Annotated in this window: 18 protein-coding genes; 13 read left to right on the top strand and 5 right to left on the bottom strand. The window is 64.7% G+C overall.

Going from position 1 to position 19,718, the window contains the following annotated elements:
- Positions 1 to 77: 77 nt before the first annotated feature.
- Positions 78 to 386 (top strand): hypothetical protein, encoded by a 309-nt coding sequence (locus tag JQ586_RS09710; protein WP_212394300.1) that lies wholly within the window; start codon positions 78 to 80, stop codon positions 384 to 386.
- A 20-nt stretch (positions 387 to 406) separates the two neighbouring features.
- Positions 407 to 1,303, top strand: coding sequence for an RNA polymerase sigma factor (locus tag JQ586_RS09715; RefSeq protein ID WP_212394301.1), 897 nt, complete (start codon positions 407 to 409; stop codon positions 1,301 to 1,303).
- Between the two features lie 58 nt (positions 1,304 to 1,361).
- Here JQ586_RS09715 and JQ586_RS09720 read toward each other — a convergent pair whose 3' ends face one another.
- Positions 1,362 to 1,907: a hypothetical protein gene (locus tag JQ586_RS09720; RefSeq protein ID WP_212394302.1), complete on the bottom strand. Its 546-nt coding sequence runs from the start codon at positions 1,905 to 1,907 to the stop codon at positions 1,362 to 1,364.
- Positions 1,908 to 2,264: 357 nt separating this feature from the next.
- On the opposite strand from JQ586_RS09720, the gene JQ586_RS09725 reads away from it, so the two are divergent.
- The 5 genes from JQ586_RS09725 (at position 2,265) to JQ586_RS09745 (ending at position 6,966) form a co-directional block, all read left to right on the top strand.
- The gene (locus tag JQ586_RS09725; protein WP_212394303.1) at positions 2,265 to 3,437 is read left to right on the top strand and encodes an ABC transporter substrate-binding protein; all 1,173 of its coding nucleotides are present in this window, start codon (positions 2,265 to 2,267) and stop codon (positions 3,435 to 3,437) included.
- 201 nt (positions 3,438 to 3,638) lie between these two features.
- Positions 3,639 to 4,556: a branched-chain amino acid ABC transporter permease gene (locus JQ586_RS09730; protein ID WP_212394304.1), complete on the top strand. Its 918-nt coding sequence runs from the start codon at positions 3,639 to 3,641 to the stop codon at positions 4,554 to 4,556.
- Positions 4,553 to 5,500 carry a branched-chain amino acid ABC transporter permease gene (locus JQ586_RS09735; RefSeq protein ID WP_212394305.1) on the top strand — a complete coding sequence of 316 codons (948 nt, stop codon included), beginning with the start codon at positions 4,553 to 4,555 and terminating at the stop codon, positions 5,498 to 5,500. Before JQ586_RS09730 ends, JQ586_RS09735 begins: the two co-directional genes overlap by 4 nt.
- A complete protein-coding gene (locus JQ586_RS09740; RefSeq protein ID WP_212394306.1) occupies positions 5,493 to 6,260 on the top strand; it encodes an ABC transporter ATP-binding protein in 768 nt (255 codons plus the stop codon). The genes JQ586_RS09735 and JQ586_RS09740 overlap by 8 nt, the downstream gene beginning before the upstream one ends.
- Positions 6,253 to 6,966 (top strand): ABC transporter ATP-binding protein, encoded by a 714-nt coding sequence (locus tag JQ586_RS09745; protein ID WP_212394307.1) that lies wholly within the window; start codon positions 6,253 to 6,255, stop codon positions 6,964 to 6,966. Before JQ586_RS09740 ends, JQ586_RS09745 begins: the two co-directional genes overlap by 8 nt.
- 71 nt (positions 6,967 to 7,037) lie before the next feature.
- Here JQ586_RS09745 and JQ586_RS09750 read toward each other — a convergent pair whose 3' ends face one another.
- Together JQ586_RS09750 and JQ586_RS09755 are read right to left on the bottom strand one after the other, a co-directional pair.
- Positions 7,038 to 8,474, bottom strand: coding sequence for a glutamine synthetase family protein (locus JQ586_RS09750; protein ID WP_212394308.1), 1,437 nt, complete (start codon positions 8,472 to 8,474; stop codon positions 7,038 to 7,040).
- A gap of 79 nt (positions 8,475 to 8,553) precedes the next feature.
- Complete coding sequence (locus JQ586_RS09755) at positions 8,554 to 9,912, bottom strand: aromatic ring-hydroxylating dioxygenase subunit alpha (RefSeq protein ID WP_212394309.1); 1,359 nt, start codon at positions 9,910 to 9,912, stop codon at positions 8,554 to 8,556.
- Positions 9,913 to 10,027: 115 nt separating this feature from the next.
- Here JQ586_RS09755 and JQ586_RS09760 point away from each other — a divergent pair, with 115 nt between their 5' ends.
- Positions 10,028 to 10,813, top strand: a complete 786-nt coding sequence (locus JQ586_RS09760; protein WP_212394310.1) for an IclR family transcriptional regulator C-terminal domain-containing protein — start codon at positions 10,028 to 10,030, stop codon at positions 10,811 to 10,813.
- A 6-nt stretch (positions 10,814 to 10,819) separates the two neighbouring features.
- Here JQ586_RS09760 and JQ586_RS09765 read toward each other — a convergent pair whose 3' ends face one another.
- The gene (locus tag JQ586_RS09765) at positions 10,820 to 11,728 is read right to left on the bottom strand and encodes a helix-turn-helix transcriptional regulator (protein ID WP_212394311.1); all 909 of its coding nucleotides are present in this window, start codon (positions 11,726 to 11,728) and stop codon (positions 10,820 to 10,822) included.
- A 214-nt stretch (positions 11,729 to 11,942) separates the two neighbouring features.
- On the opposite strand from JQ586_RS09765, the gene JQ586_RS09770 reads away from it, so the two are divergent.
- From JQ586_RS09770 to JQ586_RS09790, 5 genes are all read left to right on the top strand, one after another.
- On the top strand, positions 11,943 to 13,466 hold the full coding sequence (locus tag JQ586_RS09770; RefSeq protein ID WP_212394312.1) for a benzoate-CoA ligase family protein: 1,524 nt from the start codon (positions 11,943 to 11,945) through the stop codon (positions 13,464 to 13,466).
- A 118-nt stretch (positions 13,467 to 13,584) separates the two neighbouring features.
- Positions 13,585 to 14,394 (top strand): alpha/beta fold hydrolase, encoded by an 810-nt coding sequence (locus JQ586_RS09775; RefSeq protein ID WP_212394313.1) that lies wholly within the window; start codon positions 13,585 to 13,587, stop codon positions 14,392 to 14,394.
- A gap of 146 nt (positions 14,395 to 14,540) precedes the next feature.
- Entirely contained in the window at positions 14,541 to 16,229 is a 1,689-nt protein-coding gene (gene boxC / locus JQ586_RS09780; protein WP_212394314.1) for a 2,3-epoxybenzoyl-CoA dihydrolase, read from the top strand.
- A 79-nt stretch (positions 16,230 to 16,308) separates the two neighbouring features.
- On the top strand, positions 16,309 to 17,760 hold the full coding sequence (gene boxB, locus JQ586_RS09785) for a benzoyl-CoA 2,3-epoxidase subunit BoxB (RefSeq protein WP_212394315.1): 1,452 nt from the start codon (positions 16,309 to 16,311) through the stop codon (positions 17,758 to 17,760).
- Positions 17,761 to 17,886: 126 nt separating this feature from the next.
- Positions 17,887 to 18,726, top strand: a complete 840-nt coding sequence (locus JQ586_RS09790) for an alpha/beta fold hydrolase (RefSeq protein WP_212394316.1) — start codon at positions 17,887 to 17,889, stop codon at positions 18,724 to 18,726.
- Between the two features lie 136 nt (positions 18,727 to 18,862).
- Here the strand turns inward: JQ586_RS09790 and JQ586_RS09795 are convergent, their stop codons facing one another.
- Entirely contained in the window at positions 18,863 to 19,663 is an 801-nt protein-coding gene (locus JQ586_RS09795; protein WP_212394317.1) for an SDR family NAD(P)-dependent oxidoreductase, read from the bottom strand.
- Positions 19,664 to 19,718: the final 55 nt, after the last annotated feature.

A 19,718-nucleotide genomic window follows, 5' to 3' on the forward strand; every position in this document is an offset into this window, starting at 1 on the left:
ATCCTTCTGCCGCTGGCAAACGTCCTTGGGGCTGACACGGCCGTTTCGGGCCGGAACCATGAGCCAAGGAGCGAGCGATGAGACGGACCCTGATCAGGTACAAGACGAAGCCCGAGCTGGCCGACAGGAATGCGGAGCTTGTTGCCGCGGTGTTCGCGGAACTGAAGGCGGCGAACCCCGGGGGCGTGCGCTACCTGACGCTGCGACTCGAGGACGACACCTTCATCCATTTCGTCGAGGCCGCGGCCGAGGACGGCTCGACCCCGATCCCGAAGCTTGCCGCCTTCCAGGCGTTCCAGGACGGCATCCGCGACCGCTGCGCCGAGCCGCCGCTGGTGAAGACTGCCCGGGTCGTCGGCAACTATCGTATGCTGGATGAGTCCTGAACCGATCAGGCGGAGTGACGATGACATTATCTGCTGGCCCGCTGGCCGCGAGCGATATCGATGCGCTGCTGGCAGCGATGCGGCCGAGGCTGCATCGCTACTGCGCGCGCATGGTCGGCTCCGTGATCGACGGCGAGGATGTATTGCAGGATGCCCTGCTCAAGGCGACGGAGGCGCTGAGGTCGGTCACGCCGGTACGCGATCCCGAGGCCTGGCTGTTCCGCGTCGCGCACAACACCGCGCTCGATTTCCTGCGGCGTCGCAACCGTCAGGAGGCTTTGCATTCGGCCGGGGAGGTGGAGATGATCGCAGCTGAGCTCGACGACGTGGAAAGCCGCCAGATCGCAGCCACCAGCCTGCGCACCTTCATGCGCCTGCCGGTGGCGCAACGCTCCAGCGTGATCCTGATGGACGTGCTCGGCTGCTCGCTCGCCGAGGTCTGCGACATCATGGATTTCAGCCTGCCTGCGGTGAAGGCCGCGCTGCATCGCGGACGTGCGCAGCTCCGAGAGTTCGCGCGCGAGCCGGCGGACGCGCCGTGGCCAGGCCTGTCGGAGGCCGACCGCGTCAGGCTCAATGCCTATGTCGGCCATTTCAACGCACGCGATTTCGACGCGATCCGCGCCATGATTGCCGACGACATCCGGCTCGAGCTCGTCAACCGCACCAGGCTGAACGGCAAGGCCGAGGTGTCGCGCTATTTCGGCAATTACGCGAAGGTCAGCGACTGGCGCCTGGTGACCGGGCAGGTCGACGGACGGCCCGCGATCCTGGTGTTCGACCCGAACCAGCCGGATGGGCCGCCGACGTCATTCATGCTGCTGGACTGGTCCGCCGGCAAGGTCGCCGCCATCAGGGATTTCCGCCACGCCGGCTACGCCATCGACGGCGCGGAATGCGTCGTGGACGGGGGGTGAGCGGGGCGGCGGCGAAACATATTCGCTGCAGGCCGGGACGACACGATAGAGATCTCGGCTACTTCCGCCCGCCAAAGTCGCCGTTGGCGACGCGGGAGATCCGGCTGGTGTTTCCGGTGGGCTCGGGGGCCTTGCGCCAATAGCCCTCGGAGGTGCTGCCTTGATCGTAGGGCTGCGGTTCCTTGGAGGAGCCGCTGCTCGGCCAGGCAAGCAGGGCCAGCATCCATGCAAGGTTGGCAAGCGCGCCGATCGTCGTGCCGGTGTGCTGATAGGTCAGCGCATAATCCGGGAACTTGCCGGCGGCGACCTTGTCGACCGCGACCAGCGCGATCCAGCACACCATCACGGAGGCCGGATCCCAGCCGATGTCGCGGACGCGCATCGATTGCAGCATGAAGTTGATGGCGAGCGCCGCAAAGAAGCTGACGAGGATCAGATCGCTGTTGGTCGCCTGCGCCAGCAGCACGTCCATCCGGCCGTTGCCAGGGGGCGTGCCGGTGACGCCATAGACCAGCATCACGAAACCGACGCCGAGCGCAAACGTCGCGAGCGCGAAGGGCACCCGGCCGATCCGTGCGTTGAAGCCGAACAAGTAACCCAGCATGTGACGCGTCCCCCTTTGCGGGCAGCTTCCTCCGGGAGTGCTTGCGAGACCATGAATCCGGCGTGCCTTGCTGGCGGGTGGTTTCCGATCGCTTTACCGAATGTGTAAATCCTGCTGCATTGCGTCACGCCTTCGGGCCGGCGCCTGCGACAATCGTTGCCTGCGCAACCGGAATTATAATTCTTGCCATCGCCGGTTTGCGCGAATTATGGTGCAAGGTGCTGGGGTATGCGCCGAAGGTTCTAAAGCGGGCCTGAGGTTCGTGCTTGCTGCAGACTTGCGATTTCGCGCACAAAACACGTCACCGAGAACGGCGCGCGCAAGGGGACGTTCGTCTGGTTGAGGAGGGGAGTGAATATGAAAAAGGCAGTTTGGCTGGCGGGCGCCATGGCTCTGGCGCTGGCGCAGCCCGCGACGGCGGCTGACAGCATCAAGATCGGCTTCGTGTCGACCTTCAGCGGCCCGACCGCCGTGATCGGCAACGACATGCGCAATTCCTTCGAACTCGCGCTCGACCATCTCGGCCGCAAGATCGACGGCAAGCCGGTCGAGGTGATCTACGAGGATGACCAGCAGAAGCCCGATATCGGCAAGCAGAAGACAGAGAAGCTGGTGCAGTCCGACAAGGTCGATTTCATCGTCGGCTACATCTGGTCGAACGTGCTGCTGGCGTCGCTGAAGACCGCGGTCGATTCCAAGACGTTCCTGATCTCGGCCAATGCCGGCCCATCGCAGCTCGCCGGCGAATTGTGCTCGCCCTACGTGTTCTCGACCTCCTGGCAGAACGACCAGACGCCCGCCGCGATGGGCCTCTACATGAACCAGAAGGGCGTCAAGTCGGTGTTCCTGATCGGCCCGAACTACGCGGCTGGCAAGGACATGCTGGCCGGGGTGAAGAGCACGTTCAAAGGCCAGGTCGTGGGCGAGGAATACACGGTGTGGCCAAGCCAGCTCGACTTTTCCGCCGAGCTGACCAAGGCGCGCAATTCGGGCGCAGCGTCGATCTTCGTGTTCTATCCGGGCGCCGCCGGCGTTCAGTTCCTGAACCAGTACGCCCAGGCCGGCATCAAGCAGCAGATCCCGCTCTACACGGCATTCACCGTCGACGAATTGTCGTTGCCGCTGCAGAAGGACAATGCGATCGGCATTCCAGGCGCTCAGGAGTGGGTCAACGACCTGCCGAACGCAGAGAACAAGAAGTTCGTCGAGGACTATCGCAAGAAGTACCCCGGGCTGCGTCCGACCTATTACGGCGCCCAGGCCTATGACGCCGCCCAGCTCATCAACAGCGCCGTGGTCGCGGTGAAGGGCGACCTCACCAAGAAAGACGCGATGAAGGCCGCGATGGAGAAAGCCGACTTCAAGTCGCTGCGCGGCCCGTTCAAATACGGCAACAACCACATCCCGATCCAGAACTTCTATCTGCAGGACGTGGTCAAGGATCCGGACGGCCAGCTCTCGCTGAAGACGGTCGCGACCATCGTCAAGGACGACCAGGACAAGTTCCACGACAAGTGCCCGATGAAGTGATTTGAAGTCACCTCGCCCCGCTCTTGCGGGGAGAGGTCAATCGCGAAGCGATTGGGTGAGGGGCTTTCTCCGCAAATTCGACTCGTGGAAGATACCCTCACCCCGACCCTCTCCCCGCGAAGAGCGGGACGAGGGAGATCGCGCAGTGCGCAATGCGGCAACCCGCTCCCGCCGTCCTACTCAAGGTGACACAGCCTCACGATGTATCTCGTCGTCGAACAACTGCTGAACGGCCTGCAATTCGGCCTGCTGCTGTTCCTGCTCGCGGCCGGGCTGACGCTGGTGTTCGGCATCATGGATTTCGTCAATCTGGCGCACGGCTCGCTCTATATGATGGGCGCGTACTTTGCCGCGACCTTCGCGGCCTGGACCGGCAGCTTCGTGCTCGGCTCGGTGATGGCGCTCGGCGCCACGCTGCTGCTCGGCATCGCGCTGGAATACGTCGCGCTGAGACATCTCTACGGCCGCGACCATCTCGACCAGGTGCTCGCGACCTTCGGCCTGATCCTGTTCTTCAACGATGCCGTCAGGCTGATCTGGGGCCCGGCAGGGCTCGCGCTGCCGCTGCCGGCCTGGCTGACCGTGCCGGTGCAGATCATCCCCGGCATCTACTATCCGGCCTATCGCCTCGCGATCATCGCGGTGGCGCTGGCGGTCGCCGCGCTGCTCTACATCGTCGTGATGCGCACCCGTGTCGGCATGCTGATCCGCGCCGGCGCCTCCAACCGCGAGATGATCGGCGCGCTCGGCATCAACATCAAGCTGCTGTTCACCCTCGTGTTCGGGCTCGGTGCTGCGCTCGCCGGCCTCGCCGGGCTGATGCAGGCGCCGATCCTCACCGTGCAGATCGGCATGGGCGAGAACATCCTGATCCTCGCCTTCGTCATCATCGTGATCGGCGGCATCGGCTCGATCCGCGGCGCGTTCCTGGCCGCGATCTTCGTCGGCATGATCGACACGCTCGGCCGCGCCTTCCTGCCGGACCTCTTGCGCAAGGTCTTGAGCGGGGCGGCGGCCTCGACCGCGGCGCCGGCACTGTCCTCGATGCTGATCTATCTCCTGATGGCGATCGTGCTCGTGGTCCGGCCTGAAGGGCTGTTTCCGGCGGCGAAGCGATGATGCCCAAGCGCAACACTTCCAACGCCGTCGCGGCGCTGCTCTGCGCAGCCCTCGTCCTGCTGCCGGTCTATTCGGCCGTCTCGGGAAACATCTTCATCCTCACGCTGTTCACCCGCATCGTGATCTTCGCGCTGGCGGCGGCGAGCCTGAACCTGATCATGGGCTATGGCGGCATGATGAGTTTCGGCCACGCCGCCTATCTCGGCATCGGCGGATATGCGGTCGGCATCCTCGCCACCGAGGGCGTCGGTTCCGGCTTCATCCAGTGGCCGGTGGCGCTTGCGGTCTCGGCGCTGTTCGCACTCGTGATCGGCGCCCTCTCGCTCCGCACCCGCGGCGTCTATTTCATCATGATCACGCTCGCCTTTGCGCAGATGGCCTATTACGTCGCCTCCGCCTTGTCGCGCTATGGCGGCGACGACGGTCTCACGATCTACAAGCGCAGCGATTTCGCCGGCCTGATCAACCTGTCCGACCGGACGCAGTTCTACTATTTCTGCCTCGCCTGTCTGTTCGGCGGCCTCTATCTGATCTGGCGCATCGTCAATTCGCGCTTCGGCCTCGTGGTGCAGGGCGTCCGCTCCAACGAGCAGCGGATGCAGGCGATCGGCTTCCACGCCAACCGTTACCGCCTGGTCTGCTTCGTCATTGCAGGCGCCATCTGCGGCCTCGCTGGCGCGCTGCTCGCCAACAACACGGATTTCGTCAGCCCGGCGGTGATGTACTGGACCCGCTCCGGCGATCTCATGGTGATGGTGATCCTGGGCGGCATGGGCTCGCTGTTCGGCCCGGTGCTCGGCGCCATCGTGTATCTCCTGCTCGAGGAACTGCTGTCGCAGTTCACCGAGTATACGGGGCTGATCCTGGGCCCGGTGCTGCTGCTGATTGTCGTGTTCGCGCGCGGCGGCATCATGGGCCTGCTCGGGAGGATGAGCCGTGGCTGATCCCTTGCTCCGCGTCGACAATCTGGTCCGCCGCTTCGGTGGCATCACTGCGACCGACAACCTCTCGATGGAAGTCGTGCCCGGTGAGTTGCATGCCATCATCGGCCCCAACGGCGCCGGCAAGACCACGCTGATCAGCCAGCTGACGGGCCAGGTGATGCCGAATTCCGGCACCATCCAGTTCGGTGGCCGCGACGTCACGCGCCTGCCGTCCTACAAGCGCAGCCGGCTTGGGCTCGCGCGCTCGTTCCAGATCACCTCGCTGCTGAAGGATTTTTCCGCGATCGACAATGTCGCGCTCGCAGCTCAAGCGCATGACGGCCACTCCTTCCGCTTCTGGGGCAACGCGCGCAAGGAGAAGCATTTGCGCGATGCGGCGCGCGCCGCGCTGGAGCGCGTCGGGCTCGGCGCGCGCGCCGGCGTCGTGGTGTCGCAACTCAGCCACGGCGAGCAGCGAGAGCTCGAGCTTGCGGTCGCGCTCGCGACCAGGCCGCAGCTCCTGCTGCTCGACGAGCCGATGGCGGGGCTCGGGGTCACGGAGTCGGCGCGGATGGTGGCGCTGCTGAAGGATCTGCGCAAGGAAGTCACCATCGTCCTGGTCGAGCACGACATGGAGGCGGTGTTCGCGCTCGCCGACCGCATCACGGTCCTGGTCTATGGCCGCGTCATCGCCTGCGACGCGCCGGACGCGATCCGCAAGCACGACGAGGTCAAGCGCGCCTATCTCGGCGAACAGCATGCGGTGACGCGCCATGGCTGAAACGCTGCTTGAAGTCGATGCGATCGAGACCTGCTACGGATTGAGCCAGGTGCTGTTCGGCCTCTCGTTGCAGATCAATTCAGGCGAGATGGTCGCGCTGATGGGCCGCAACGGCATGGGCAAGACCACGACTATCCGCTCGATCATGGGCCTGACGCCGGCCCGCGCCGGCGCGATCCGCTTTGCCGGCGCGGGCGTGCGGGGCCTGCCGTCGTACAAAATCGCAAAACTCGGCATCGGTCTCGTCCCCGAAGGACGCCAGATCTTTCCCAATCTCACGGTACGCGAAAACCTCGTCGCGGCCTCGGGCAACCGCCAGGGCGCCTCCGATCCGTGGACACTGGACAAAATCCACGTGCTGTTTCCCCGGCTCGCCGAGCGCGGCAGCAACATGGGTGTCACGCTGTCCGGCGGCGAGCAGCAGATGCTCGCGATCGGCCGGGCGCTGATGACCAATCCCAAACTCCTGATCCTCGACGAGGCGACCGAAGGCCTCGCGCCCTTGATCCGCGACGAGATCTGGAACTGCCTGTCGATGCTGAAGGCGCAGGGGCAATCGGTGCTCGTGATCGACAAGAACGTCGGGAATCTCGCCCGCATCGCCGACCGCCACTACATCATCGAGCGTGGCAGGACGGTGTGGAGCGGCACCAGCGCGCAGCTGATGGCGGAGCCTGATTTACAGCACCGGTATCTGGGGATTTGATTCAGGTCAGCGCACCCGCACCATACTCGATGTCGTCCCGGCTCGCGCCGGGACGACGAGGCAGATAAGTTTCAAAACATCTCGAAATATTCGCGGTGCTCCCAGTCCGACACCTCGGCCTGGAAGCGCTCGATCTCGGCGTTCTTGATGTGGACGTAGTAGTCCACGAACTCAGGCCCCAGTGCCCCTCGGAAGAATGGATCCTCGTTGAGCGCAAACACAGCCTCGCGCAGCGATTTCGGCAATAACGCCGCCTTGGTCTCGTAAGGTGTGTCGGCCGACGGGCCGGGATCGAGCTTGCGGTCGACACCGTCGAGGCCGGACAGGATCTGGCTCGCCATGTAGAGATACGGGTTGGCCGCCGGCTCGCCGATCCGGTTCTCCAGCCGCGTCGCCGGATCATCGGCGCCGCCGAGCACGCGAATCATCACGCCTCTGTTGTCGCGGCCCCAGATCGCGCGATCGGGCGCCAGCGAATAGGAGCGGTAGCGCTTGTAGCCGTTGATGGTCGGTGTCGTGAACACGGCTGACGCCCGCGCGTGCTCGATCAGGCCGGCGAGCCAGGCGCGACCGAGCGGGCTCAAGGGCTCGCCGGTCTCCCTGGCCATGAAGACGTTCTCGCCGCCGGTGCGCGACACCACCGACTGGTGCAGATGCCAGCCAGAGGCAAACACGTTCGGAAGCTTCGGCCGGCACATGAAGGTGGCGTGATAGCCGTGACGGCGCGCGATCTGCTTCACCGCTGATCGGAACAGCACCATGGTGTCGGCGGGCGCGAGGCCCACGGTTGGCTGGAAGGTGAACTCGCACTGGCTCGGGCCGAACTCGACCTCGACCGAGCGGAGCGGCAGGCCGAGCGCGAGGACGTCGCGGCGAATGACCTCGAGTGCCGGCTCCATCAGGTCGTAGCGCTGCTCGGTGAGGTACTGGTAGCCGTGCGAGAGCAGGCTGACCGACGGCGACCGCCCCGGCTGGCCGGCGTCCTCGGGCGCCATATGGGCGTCGTCGAGCCTGAACAGGTGGAATTCGACCTCGAGGCCGGCGACGAAATCGTAGCCCCGGCTGCCGAGCTGATCGAGCACCTCGCGATAGAGATTGCGGGTGGCGAACGGCACCGGCCGGCCGTCGTTGAAATAGAGATCGCAGAGCAGCCAGCCGGTGGTCGGCGCCCAGGGCAGCACGCGGAACGTGGTTGGGTCCGCGACCATCAGCACGTCGGCGGCGCCCTCCATTTCCTTCATGCCGAAGCCGCCGCCTGATGTGAACACCGGGAACACCGTCTTGTGCGAGGTGTCCTTGGCCAGCATCGTCGTGGTGATTGAGCAGCCGCTCTCGAGCGACCGTACAGCTTCGGCTGCGATCAGCGTCTTGCCGCGCAGGATGCCGTGCTGGTCCGGAAACGAAAGCCTGACAACTTCGAGGTTCTTCTCCTCGACGATGCGGCGAAGGCGGTGCGCGGCCTCCTTCTGCTCGTCCGACCACAGGCCATGACGTGCGACGAAACTCATGGCGTTGCTCCTTCACTTCTCCCTCTTCCCGCAAGCGGGGCGAGGTGAAGCATGTGATGCTGCCCCACTGGGATCATCATCACTCAGCCGCCGTCAAACGGTGCACCTTGCCTTCGATCTCGCGCGGAACAGGGGCGGCCCAGGGCGCGCCGCGGCGGCGCCCGACGTCGACCTCCATCCAGTAGAGCTCCCAGCCCTGCGTCGGGCCGATGCCGTCCATGGTCGCGGGGCCCTGGATGCTGCGCGCGGTGGCCTCGTCGAGGAACAGCATCGGCTTCTCGCCGCCGGCGACCTTCTCGATCTCCTGCCGCAGCAGGCGGCGATACTGCACGATCGCCTTGTCGCTTTGGCCGAGATGCTCGTTGGTGCGATCCTGGATCGGCCCCATCGATTCCACCGCCCACTGGTCGTGGACGTTGATGTCGGTGCCCATGCCGGTATAGGTCGCGGTCGCCTGCTCGTGCGGATCGAAGCCGTAATCGTTGCCCCTGTTCTTGCGCGACTTGTAGTCCGGCAGCTCGTAGAGCTCGAGCCGCTGGTCGCGCATCTTCTGCTTGTCGACCGGCGCCGTGTAGCTGGTGAAGATCGCGTACCAGTAGCAGTTCTCGTCATCGACCGGCACGTGCCACTGCGTGATCGTCATCTCGGTCGACATCGGGATGACAAAGCCGTGCGGGAACAGCTGATTCGTCACGCGCACATGGGTGCTCGCCTCGTCGAGCTCGCGCAGCGCGATCAGGCGCAGGCCGTATTCGGTGTGCTCGACATTGATGATGGGGCGATCATATTCGCGCAGGATCCTGGTCATCGGCATGTCGCTGCCGGCGGAGGCGCCGCGGAACTGCTTGCCATAGGCGGCCGACGTATCCTCGTCCTCGAAGAAGCGATGCAGAAAGGAGGCGTGCGCCGGATCGATGCCGACCTCGAGCGCCTGCAGCCAGTTGCAGTTCATGTGGCCCTTGAACGCGAAGGTGTGGCTGTCGGGCGCGACGAAGCAGTCGAGCTCCGGGAATGCCGGAGGCGCGCCTTCGCCGAGCCAGGCCCAGAGGATGCCGTTCTTCTCGACCACGGGATAGGCGCGCTGCCGGATGCCCTTGCAGAGCTGCGACCCAACAGGCTCGGCCGGCGTCTCGATGCACTGGCCGCTTGCGTCGAACAGCCAGCCATGGAAGGCGCAGCGCAACCCGCCACTCTCGAGCCGGCCGAAGGCGAGGTCGGCACCGCGGTGGGCGCAGTGGCGGTCGATCAATCCGTAGCGGCCGTCCTCGCCGCGGAACAGCACGAGGTTCTCGCCGAGCAATCGCACCGGCCGCACCGGTCGTTCGCCCGTGAGTTCGTCCACCAGCGCTGCCGGCTGCCAGTACATCCGCATCAGCTTCCCGCAGGGGTCCTTGCGGCCGGTGCGGGTGATCAGATCGTTCTGTTCCTGGCTCATCATGGCGGCGTCTCCTGATGTGGATTTGTTGTTTGTTCGCCTATTGAACGAATGTTCGAATTATGCCATGTTCTGACAGGACGGCAAGAGCAATTTTTGAAACGTTCAGGGCGGGACCATGCCGAAGCTGAAGCGGACCGATCAGGACGAGCGTGCCACCGACTTCGTCGAGAGCCTGGATCGCGGTCTGCGCCTGCTCCAGGTTTTCGGCACCGTCTCGGGCCCAGCGACCCTGAGTGATCTGGCGCGCGCCGCGGATCTGCCGCGGGCCACGGCGCGGCGCATCCTGTTCACGCTCGCGCATGGCGGCTTCGTTGCGACCGACGGCAAGCTGTTCACGCTGACGCCGCACGTGCTGACGCTTGCCGGCTCCTTCCTGCAATCGAACCAGGTGGTCACGGTGCTGCAGCCGGTGCTCGATCGCATCGCTACGTCGGCCCAGGAGATCAGCTCATTGGCGCTGCTCGACGGCGACGACGTCGTATTCGTCGCGCGCTCGAGCCCGACGCGGGTGTTTTCTGCCGGTCTCGACATCGGCTATCGGCTGCCGGCGTTCTGCACCTCGGTCGGCCGCGCCATGCTCGGCCGGCTCGATGATGACGAGCTTGCGGCGCGGCTGCAGGCGATGCGGCGCGAGGCGGTGACGCCGCAGACGGTGACCGATCCGAAGCGGCTGCTCGCCACCATCATCACCGATCGCAAGCAGGGCTACTCGCTGGTCGACCGCGAGGCCGAGCCGCACTTCCGTTCGATCTCGGTGCCGGTGCGTCGCTACGACGGCACCATCGTCGCCGCCATCAACATGGGCGCGCATGTCGATCGCGTGCCGAAGCAGGAGCTGATCGACCGCTTCCTGCCGCTGTTGCGGGATGGGGCGGAGGACGTGAGGAGCAGGTTGTTGTGAGGTGGGCTAAACGGCCACACTGCGCAGGCCAAAACTCCGCGCCTCGTTTTGCAGCACCGGCCGCACAGAATCGATCAGCCGCGCCGCCGCAGCATCGACCGAGAGACCTGCGGTATCGACCACGGCCGAGGCGCGGGCATAGAGCGGTTCGCGGCTGACCAGGATGTTGCGCAACTCCGCCATGGCCGAGCGGTCGTCGGCCATCGGGCGGAGATCGCCCTGGCGGCGGACGCGGGCCATGTGCTCCTCGGGCTCGGCCTTCAGCCAGATCGTGTAGAACGACGACAGGATCAGGTCGAAGGTCAGCGGCTCGGAGACGATGCCGCCGCCGGTTGCGAGCACCATCGGCTCCTTACGCGCCAGCAATTGCGTCAGCGCCGCCTGCTCCATGCGGCGGAAACCTTCCTGGCCGTAGAGCGCGATGATCTCGGCGACCGAAAGGCCGTTCTGTTCCTCGATCTCCTTGTTGAGCTCGACAAAGCTCCATCCGATCTTCTTCGCCAGCATCCGGCCGAGCGTGGTCTTGCCTGCGCCGCGCAGGCCGATCAGCGCGATGCCCGAGAACGACGCGCGGCGTGGCGCGGCAGCGCTGCCCCCGGCGAGCACGTCCTTGGCCTGCGCGATCTGGCCCGGCGACGCCTTGCGCAGGAGATCGCGGATCACGGCCCAGTCGGGCGCGGGCTCGCCCGATGGAATGAGATCCTCGAGATGGGCGCCCATGGCATTGGAGACGCGGCGCAGCAGCACGATCGAGACATTGCCCTTGCCGCTCTCGAGCTGCGCGATGTAGCGCTCGGAGATGCCCGAAACCTTGGCGAGCACCTTGCGCGACATGCCGCGCAAGGCGCGCATCGTCCGCACGCGCTGGCCGAGTTGCTCGAGGAAGCCGGTTTCGGGATCGTTGTCCTGGGTCATAATCCCTGTGCGACTCGCGAGGTTCGGAAGCGTTTTCGCGCAAAGTGGACGCCGGGTCGCGCGAAGAAGACGCGCCATCACAAGAATTGAGGCGTTTAGGCAACATAATGCCGATAAGGATTGACAGCAAGCCAGTGTGGTGGCTTTGTATGAATTATAATTCTTAAAGCCGTGGGAGAGGCGTCGTGGCGTTCTTAAGCCGGAGGAGCGGGGCATGACTTACAACGCGGTGACCTGGCTGCTCGACCGCAACGTCGACGAAGGCCGAGGCGGCAAGGTGGTCTTCGACGATACGGTGTCGAAGCTCACCTATGGCGAATTGCAGCAGCAGACCCGGCGCGTCGGCAACATGCTGCGCCGGCTCGGCGTCCGCCGCGAAGAGCGGGTCGCCTTGATCATGCTGGATACCGTCGATTTCCCGGTTGCGTTTCTCGGCGCGATCCGCGCCGGCGTGGTGCCGGTGCCGCTCAACACGCTGCTGACATCCGAGCAGTTTTCCTACATTCTCGGCGATTGCCGCGCCCGCGTGCTGTTCGTTTCGGAAGCGCTGCTGCCTGTGTTGAACGACGTGATCGGACGCCTGCCGGATCTCGAACATGTCGTGGTCGCAGGCCAGGATGCACATGGCCATCGCAAGCTGTCGGACGAATTGGCGCGTGAAAGCGATGCGTTCACGACTGCGCCGACGCACGCGGAAGAGCCGGCGTTCTGGCTGTATTCGTCGGGATCGACCGGGATGCCCAAGGGCGTCAGGCACTTGCAAGCCAGCCTGCAGGCCACTGCGGAAACCTATGGCAAGCAGGTGCTCGATGTCAGGGAGAACGACGTCTGTCTCTCGGCGGCGAAACTGTTCTTCGCCTATGGGCTCGGCAACTCGCTCACCTTCCCGATGTCTGTCGGTGCCACTACGGTGCTCAACTCCAGCAGGCCGACGCCGGAACTGATGTTCGCGCTGTTGAACAAGTACAATCCGACGATCTTCTACGGTGCGCCGACCTTGTTTGCGGCGATGCTGAACGACGAGGCAATGAGGGGCGCGCGGGCGGGGACCGGCCTGCGCATCTGCGCCTCTGCCGGCGAGGCGCTGCCGGAATCGGTCGGCAACAACTGGAAGTCACGTTTCGGCGTCGATATCCTCGACGGCATCGGCTCGACTGAGCTGTTACACATCTTCCTGTCGAACGCACCTGACGACATCAAATACGGTACGTCCGGCCGTCCGGTTCCCGGCTACAAGGTTCGGCTGGTCAATGACGCCGGTGGTGAAGTGCCGGACGGCGAAATCGGAGAATTGCTGGTCGAAGCCCCATCAGCCGGCGAAGGTTACTGGAATCAGCGCAGCAAGAGCAGAAACACGTTTCAGGGGAACTGGACCCGCACCGGCGACAAATATGTTCGCAATGCCGATGGCCGATACACCTTCTGCGGCCGGGCTGATGACATGTTCAAGGTTTCGGGCATCTGGGTCTCGCCGTTCGAGGTCGAGAGCGCGCTGATCACGCACCCGGCGGTGCTTGAAGCGGCGGTGGTGCCGGAGGCCGATCCGGAAGGATTGTTGAAGCCGAAGGCTTTCGTGGTGTTGCGAACTGGTTGCGAGACCGACAATCTGTACGAAGCGCTCAAGGAGCACGTCAAACAAAAGATCGGACCGTGGAAATATCCACGCTGGATCGACGTGGTCGACGACCTGCCGAAGACCGCCAACGGCAAGATCCAGCGATACAAGTTGCGGCACTAGAATTGAACACGGTCATTCCGGGGCATGCGTTCTGGAATCTCGAGATTCCCCGGTGCGCAATCGCGCATCCGCGGTTCTCGCTTCGCGAGCCGCGGAATGACTGAGGAGAGTGCACGGCATGACTGGACTCGCATCCAACGGTTTCCTCAGCATCGACGGCGCCGATCTCGAATACCGCATGATCGGTCCATCGCCCGACACCGCGCCGACCATCGTGATGCTGCATGAAGGCCTCGGCTCGGTCGGCCTCTGGGGCGATTTCCCGGAGAGGCTGCAGGCCGCGACCGCTGCCGGCGTGTTCGTCTACTCGCGCGCCGGTTATGGCGCATCATCACCGGTGAAATTGCCGCGCCCGGTCGACTACATGCATCGCGAGGGGCTCGACGTTTTGCCGAAGCTGCTCGACCGGATCGGCTTCCGCCGCGGCCTGCTCGTCGGCCATTCCGATGGGGCGTCGATCGCGGCGATCTATGCCGGCTCGCGCCAGGACCATCGGCTGCAGGGCATGGCGCTGATCGCGCCGCATTTCATCGTCGAGGATATCTCGGTGACGTCGATCGCCGGGATCAAGACGGTGTACGAGACCACCAACCTCAAGGAGAAGCTGGCGCGCTGGCACAAGGACGTCGACAACGCCTTCTACGGCTGGAGCGCCGCCTGGCTCGATCCGGCGTTCCGCGACTGGGATATCTCCGACTATCTCGCCTATGTCCGTGTCCCCGTGCTGATCGTGCAGGGCGTCGACGACCAGTACGGTACGATGCGCCAGGTCGAGATCGCGCAGGAGGAGTGTTACTGCCCGGTCGACGTCACGGTGATCGCGGGCGCCGGACATTCGCCGCATCGCGAAGCCCAGGCCGCGACGCTGGAAGCGGTCACCGAATTCGCCGGCGCAGCGCTCCGCGACGACCGGACATTGGCGGCGTGAGGTTTATCTCCGCCCTAGGTCATTGGCCGAACGGCTGAATTCGCGAACATGAACCAAAATGCATGTTTTTACGTTTTGAGCTAGACGGGATCGAAAACATGCATTATTGTGCATATCACTAACCAACAACATTGAAGGGTGGCCCAATGGCTGGCGACGATCGCGTGCTTGCAGGCGGGGCGAAATACATCGATTTCCAGACCGAGCCGTCGCGTTACCGGCACTGGAAGCTGGACGTGCAGGGCGACGTCGCGACGCTGACCATGGACGTCGACGAGAACGCCGGCCTGTTCGAAGGCTATCAGCTCAAGCTCAATTCCTATGACCTCGGTGTCGACATCGAGTTGGCGGACGCCGTGCAGCGGCTGCGCTTCGAGCACCCCGAGGTGAAGGTCGTGGTGATGCGCTCGGGAAAGAACCGCGTTTTCTGCGCCGGTGCCAACATCCGCATGCTCGCGGGCTCGACCCACGCCCACAAGGTCAACTTCTGCAAGTTCACCAACGAGACCCGCAACGGCCTCGAAGACTCCAGCGAGAATTCCGGCCAGTCCTTCATCACCGTGGTCAACGGGACCGCGGCGGGCGGCGGCTACGAGCTCGCGCTCGCCACCGATCACATCATGATGGCGGACGACGGCGCGGCCGCCGTCGCGCTGCCGGAGGTGCCGCTGCTCGCCGTGCTGCCGGGCACCGGTGGTCTCACCCGCGTCGTCGACAAGCGCAAGGTGCGCCGCGACCATGCCGATTTCTTCTGCACCATCGAGGAAGGCATCAAGGGCAAGCGCGCCGTGAGCTGGCGGCTGGTCGACGAGATCGCGCCGAACTCCAAGCTCGAGGGCAAGCTCGCCGAGCGCGTCAGGGAATTTGCCGCAAAGTCGAAGCGCAACGGCGCGGGCAAGGGCGTCGCGCTGACAAAGCTCAACCGCACCGTCGACGACAGCGCGATCCGCTACGATTTCGTCAGTGTCGATATCGACCGCAACGCGCGGATCGCAACGATCACGGTCAAGGCGCCGGAAGCGGCCCCGCCGGCCGACATCGACGGCATGATCGCGCAAGGCGCCGCGTTCTGGCCGCTCCAGGTCGCACGCGAGCTCGATGATGCGATCCTGCATCTGCGCATCAACGAGCTCGAGATCGCCATGCTGGTGTTCAAGAGTCATGGCGACCGCGCCAACCTGGTCGCACATGACGCGTTCCTCGAGGCCAACAAGGCGCACTGGCTGGTCAACGAGGTCAGGCATTACTGGAAACGCGTGCTCAAGCGCATCGATGTCACCTCGCGCACGCTGGTCACCCTGGTCGAGCCCGGCTCCTGCTTCGTCGGCACGCTCGCCGAGCTCGTGTTCGCCGCCGACCGCTCGTACATGCTGATCGGCCAGAAGCAGGGCGACAACCGCCCGCCGCCGGCGATCGAACTCACCGCGATGAATTTCGGTCCCTATCCGATGAGCCACGGCCTGACCCGGCTGCAGTCGCGCTTCCAGGCCGATCCGTCGGATCTCGAGCGCGCGCACGGGTCGATCGGCAAGGCGCTCGACGCGGAGGAGGCCGAGGAGCTCGGCCTCGTCACCTTCGCCCTCGACGACATCGACTGGGACGACGAGGTGCGGGTGTTCTTCGAGGAACGCACCTCGTTCTCGCCCGACGGCCTCACCGGCATGGAAGCGAACCTGCGCTTCGTCGGTCCGGAGACCATGGAATCGAAGATCTTCTCGCGCCTCACCGCGTGGCAGAACTGGATCTTCCAGCGGCCCAATGCGGTCGGTGAGGAGGGCGCGCTGCGACGCTACGGCACCGGCCAGAAGGCGCAATTCGACATGACGAGAGTCTGAGGACGAACAGGGAATTCCATTCGCTACTCGCCATTCGCCATTCGCGGAAAACGATCAGGTCCAACACGGGAGTGCTCCCATGAACGTCAACATCATGAACGTCGATTACTCGACCAAGATTCCGAACAACGTCAACCTCGCCGAGGACCGCCAGGTGCTCAAGGCGCTGGAAGGCTGGCACCCCGGCTACATGGACTGGTGGAGCGACATGGGGCCGGATGGCTTCCAGGAATCGCTGGTCTATCTGCGCACCGCCTATTCGGTCGATCCGCGCGGCTGGGCCAAGTTCGATTACGTCCGCATGCCCGAATATCGCTGGGGCATCCTGCTTGCGCCGCAGGAAGAGAACCGCGTCATTCCGTTCGGCGAGGATTACGGCAAGCCGGCCTGGCAGGAAGTCCCCGGCGAGCATCGTGCGATGCTGCGCCGCCTGATCGTGATCCAGGGCGACACTGAACCGGCCTCGGTCGAGCAGCAGCGCCATCTCGGCAAGACCGCGCCGTCACTCTACGACATGCGCAATCTGTTCCAGGTCAATGTCGAGGAAGGCCGCCATCTCTGGGCGATGGTGTACCTTCTGCAGAAATATTTCGGCCGCGACGGCCGCGAGGAGGCGGACGATTTGCTGCGCCGCCGCTCGGGCGACGCGGACTCACCGCGCATGCTCGGTGCCTTCAACGAGGCGACGCCGGACTGGCTGTCGTTCTTCATGTTCACCTACTTCACCGACCGCGACGGCAAGATGCAGCTGCATTCGCTGGCGCAGTCGGGCTTCGATCCGCTGTCGCGCACCTGCCGCTTCATGCTGACCGAGGAAGCCCACCACATGTTCGTCGGCGAGACCGGCATCACCCGCGTCGTGCAGCGCACCTGCGATGCCATGCAGGAAGCCGGCATCACCGATCCGACCGATATCGCGAAGATCCGCGCGCTCGGCGTGATCGACCTGCCGACGATCCAGAAGAAGCTGAACCTGCACTATTCGCTGTCGCTCGACCTGTTCGGCTCCGAGGTCTCGACCAATGCGGCCAACGCATTCAATGCCGGCATCAAGGGCCGCTACAAGGAAACCACGATCGACGACGATCACCAGCTCAAGAACTCGACCTATCCGGTGCTGAAGCTGGTCGACGGCCAGATCAGGATGGTCGACGAGCCGGCGCTGACCGCGCTCAACATGCGGCTGCGCGACGACTATACCCAGGACTGCGTCAAGGGCATGCTGCGCTGGAACAAGGTGATATCGACCGCTGGCATCGACTACAAGCTCACGGTGCCGAACACCGCCTTCCACCGCCAGATCGGCGAGTTCAAGGACGTCCATGCGACGCCGGACGGCCTCTTGATCGACAACGCCACCTGGGCCAAGCGCAGGAACGAGTGGCTGCCGTCGACCGAGGACGGCGATTTCATCGCCTCGCTGATGAAGCCGGTCACCGAGCCGGGCGAGTTCGCTTCCTGGATCTCGGCGCCCAAGGTCGGCATCGACAACAAGCCTGGCGACTTCGAATATGTGAGGATCGAGAGCTGAAGGTTGCTCTCCTCGCGGCGAGCGCGGGAGAGGGGTGAGCCGAGAGGTCCCTGGCTTGCCCCTTTTCCTTGTCGGACGCAGCGCGTTCGCTAATATCGTCGTGGTTTGGGAATGCGGGGTGCGAACATGAGCGAAGAGACTTTTCCGGGCCCGGCCCTGCGTCCGCTGCAGCTTCAGATCGGCGGACAGAGCATCGCCGGTTTCGAGAGTCCAGGCAGTGGTCGCCCCATCCTGCTCGTCCACGGCAATTCGTCGTCATCGCGGATCTGGCAGAAGCAGCTCCAGGGGCCGCTTGGCGCCAAGTACCGGCTGATTGCGATCGACCTTCCGGGCCACGGCGCGTCGTCGCCCCCGCCTGATCCCGAGCAGGGTTATTCTGGCGCGGGCTATGCAGCCTGCATCGCGGCGGTCGCACGCGAGCTCGGTCTGAAGGATGCGGTCGTCGTGGGCTGGAGCCTTGGCGGCCACGCCGTGCTCAATGCGGCCGCGTCACTGCCGATGGCCGCCGGACTGATGATTTTCGGCACGCCGCCGATCAGCAAGACGCCGGATGGATTTTCCGGCTTCAAGGGGTTGACCGCCGCCACTTTCGCGCCTGACCCGAGCGAGGAGCAGATCGAGGAGTGGATGCAATCGGCCTTTGCGCCGGGCTATTCGCCCCGGCCATCCTTTGCCGACCCTGATTTCCGCCGCACCGACGGCAATGCGCGCGGCTGTCTCGGCGCCAGCGTGCAGGCCGGCCGCTTCGCGGACGAGGTCGAGATCGTGCGCAATCTCAAGATACCGCTCGCGATCGTGCAGGGTGGCGAAGAGCAGATCGTCGACCTCGGCTACCTGCAGCGGCTGCCCGCGCCGACGCTGTGGCGCGGACAGGTCCAGGTGATCGAAGGGGCCGGTCACGCCACGCAATGGGAGCGGGCCGAGGCTTTCGATCGGACCCTGGACGCGTTCGCGTCAAGCGTTTGAGCGCATCCCTGTCGTCACCGCGAAACCGGTGATCCGATATTCCAGAGACAGCGCGGCAGGAAACGACAAGCTGCGTCGTGCCGCATGCCCCGGTCGAGCCGGGGCATGACAGCGAAATCGGGGTTGCTCGCGCGGTCTACCCCGCGATCTCCAGTCCCGCCGTCGCATAGACGACGCCGCCGTCGACCGCGACGGTTGCTCCGACGACATAGTCGCCGGCGCGCGAGGCGAGGTAGATCGCGGTGCCCGCCATGTCCTCGTCGGTTCCGACCCGGCGCGACGGAACGCGCTTTGCGACGTCGTCGGCATGGTCGCGCGCGGCGCGGTTCATGTCCGACTTGAACGCTCCCGGCGCGATCGCGGTGACGTTGATGTTGTCCTTGATCAGCCGCGTCGCCATGCGCCGCGTCAGGTGGATCACCGCTGCCTTGCTGGCGGCATAGGAATAGGTCTCCATCGGGTTGACGAAGATGCCGTCGATCGAGGCGATGTTGATCACCTTGCCCGGCTTCCCGTGCGTCGCAGCGGCGCGGAGCGGCCTGGCCAGGGCCTTGGTCAGGAAGAAGATCGACTTGACGTTGAGATCCATCACCTTGTCCCAGCCGCTCTCGGGAAATTCGTCGAAGTCGGCGCCCCATGCCGCGCCGGCATTGTTGACGAGGATGTCTAGCTTCGGCTCCAGCTTGATGATTTCGCCGGCGAGCTTCTCGCAGCCCTCGACCGTCGAGATGTCGATCGGCAGCGCGATGCACTCGCCGTCATAGGCGGCCGAAAGCTCCTTGGCGGTGGCCTCGCACGGCCCCGCCTTGCGTGCGGTGATGTAGACCTTCGCTGCGCCCTGGGCGAGGAAACCCGCCGCGATCATCTTGCCGATGCCGCGCGATCCGCCGGTCACGAGCGCGACCCGGCCCTTGAGGGAGAAGAGATCCTTGAACATGCGTTCCTCCGTTGCGTTGCCACTGGTTCTGGGCGCGCCCGGGGGGCGAGTCAAG

This window comes from Bradyrhizobium jicamae (genome assembly GCF_018130215.1).
GTDB lineage: Bacteria > Pseudomonadota > Alphaproteobacteria > Rhizobiales > Xanthobacteraceae > Bradyrhizobium > Bradyrhizobium jicamae_A.

Excerpts from the sequence above, each read along its gene's own strand:
- boxC (WP_212394314.1), top strand. The coding sequence starts at position 14,541 with ATGGCTGGCGACGATCGCGTGCTTGCAGGCGGGGCGAAATACATCGAT.
- JQ586_RS09725 (WP_212394303.1), top strand. The coding sequence starts at position 2,265 with ATGAAAAAGGCAGTTTGGCTGGCGGGCGCCATGGCTCTGGCGCTGGCG.
- JQ586_RS09710 (WP_212394300.1), top strand. The coding sequence starts at position 78 with ATGAGACGGACCCTGATCAGGTACAAGACGAAGCCCGAGCTGGCCGAC.
- JQ586_RS09790 (WP_212394316.1), top strand. The coding sequence starts at position 17,887 with ATGAGCGAAGAGACTTTTCCGGGCCCGGCCCTGCGTCCGCTGCAGCTT.
- JQ586_RS09750 (WP_212394308.1), bottom strand. The coding sequence starts at position 8,474 with ATGAGTTTCGTCGCACGTCATGGCCTGTGGTCGGACGAGCAGAAGGAG.
- JQ586_RS09745 (WP_212394307.1), top strand. The coding sequence starts at position 6,253 with ATGGCTGAAACGCTGCTTGAAGTCGATGCGATCGAGACCTGCTACGGA.
- JQ586_RS09770 (WP_212394312.1), top strand. The coding sequence starts at position 11,943 with ATGACTTACAACGCGGTGACCTGGCTGCTCGACCGCAACGTCGACGAA.
- JQ586_RS09775 (WP_212394313.1), top strand. The coding sequence starts at position 13,585 with ATGACTGGACTCGCATCCAACGGTTTCCTCAGCATCGACGGCGCCGAT.
- JQ586_RS09715 (WP_212394301.1), top strand. The coding sequence starts at position 407 with ATGACATTATCTGCTGGCCCGCTGGCCGCGAGCGATATCGATGCGCTG.
- JQ586_RS09795 (WP_212394317.1), bottom strand. The coding sequence starts at position 19,663 with ATGTTCAAGGATCTCTTCTCCCTCAAGGGCCGGGTCGCGCTCGTGACC.
- JQ586_RS09730 (WP_212394304.1), top strand. The coding sequence starts at position 3,639 with ATGTATCTCGTCGTCGAACAACTGCTGAACGGCCTGCAATTCGGCCTG.
- JQ586_RS09765 (WP_212394311.1), bottom strand. The coding sequence starts at position 11,728 with ATGACCCAGGACAACGATCCCGAAACCGGCTTCCTCGAGCAACTCGGC.
- JQ586_RS09760 (WP_212394310.1), top strand. The coding sequence starts at position 10,028 with ATGCCGAAGCTGAAGCGGACCGATCAGGACGAGCGTGCCACCGACTTC.
- JQ586_RS09755 (WP_212394309.1), bottom strand. The coding sequence starts at position 9,912 with ATGATGAGCCAGGAACAGAACGATCTGATCACCCGCACCGGCCGCAAG.
- boxB (WP_212394315.1), top strand. The coding sequence starts at position 16,309 with ATGAACGTCAACATCATGAACGTCGATTACTCGACCAAGATTCCGAAC.
- JQ586_RS09720 (WP_212394302.1), bottom strand. The coding sequence starts at position 1,907 with ATGCTGGGTTACTTGTTCGGCTTCAACGCACGGATCGGCCGGGTGCCC.
- JQ586_RS09735 (WP_212394305.1), top strand. The coding sequence starts at position 4,553 with ATGATGCCCAAGCGCAACACTTCCAACGCCGTCGCGGCGCTGCTCTGC.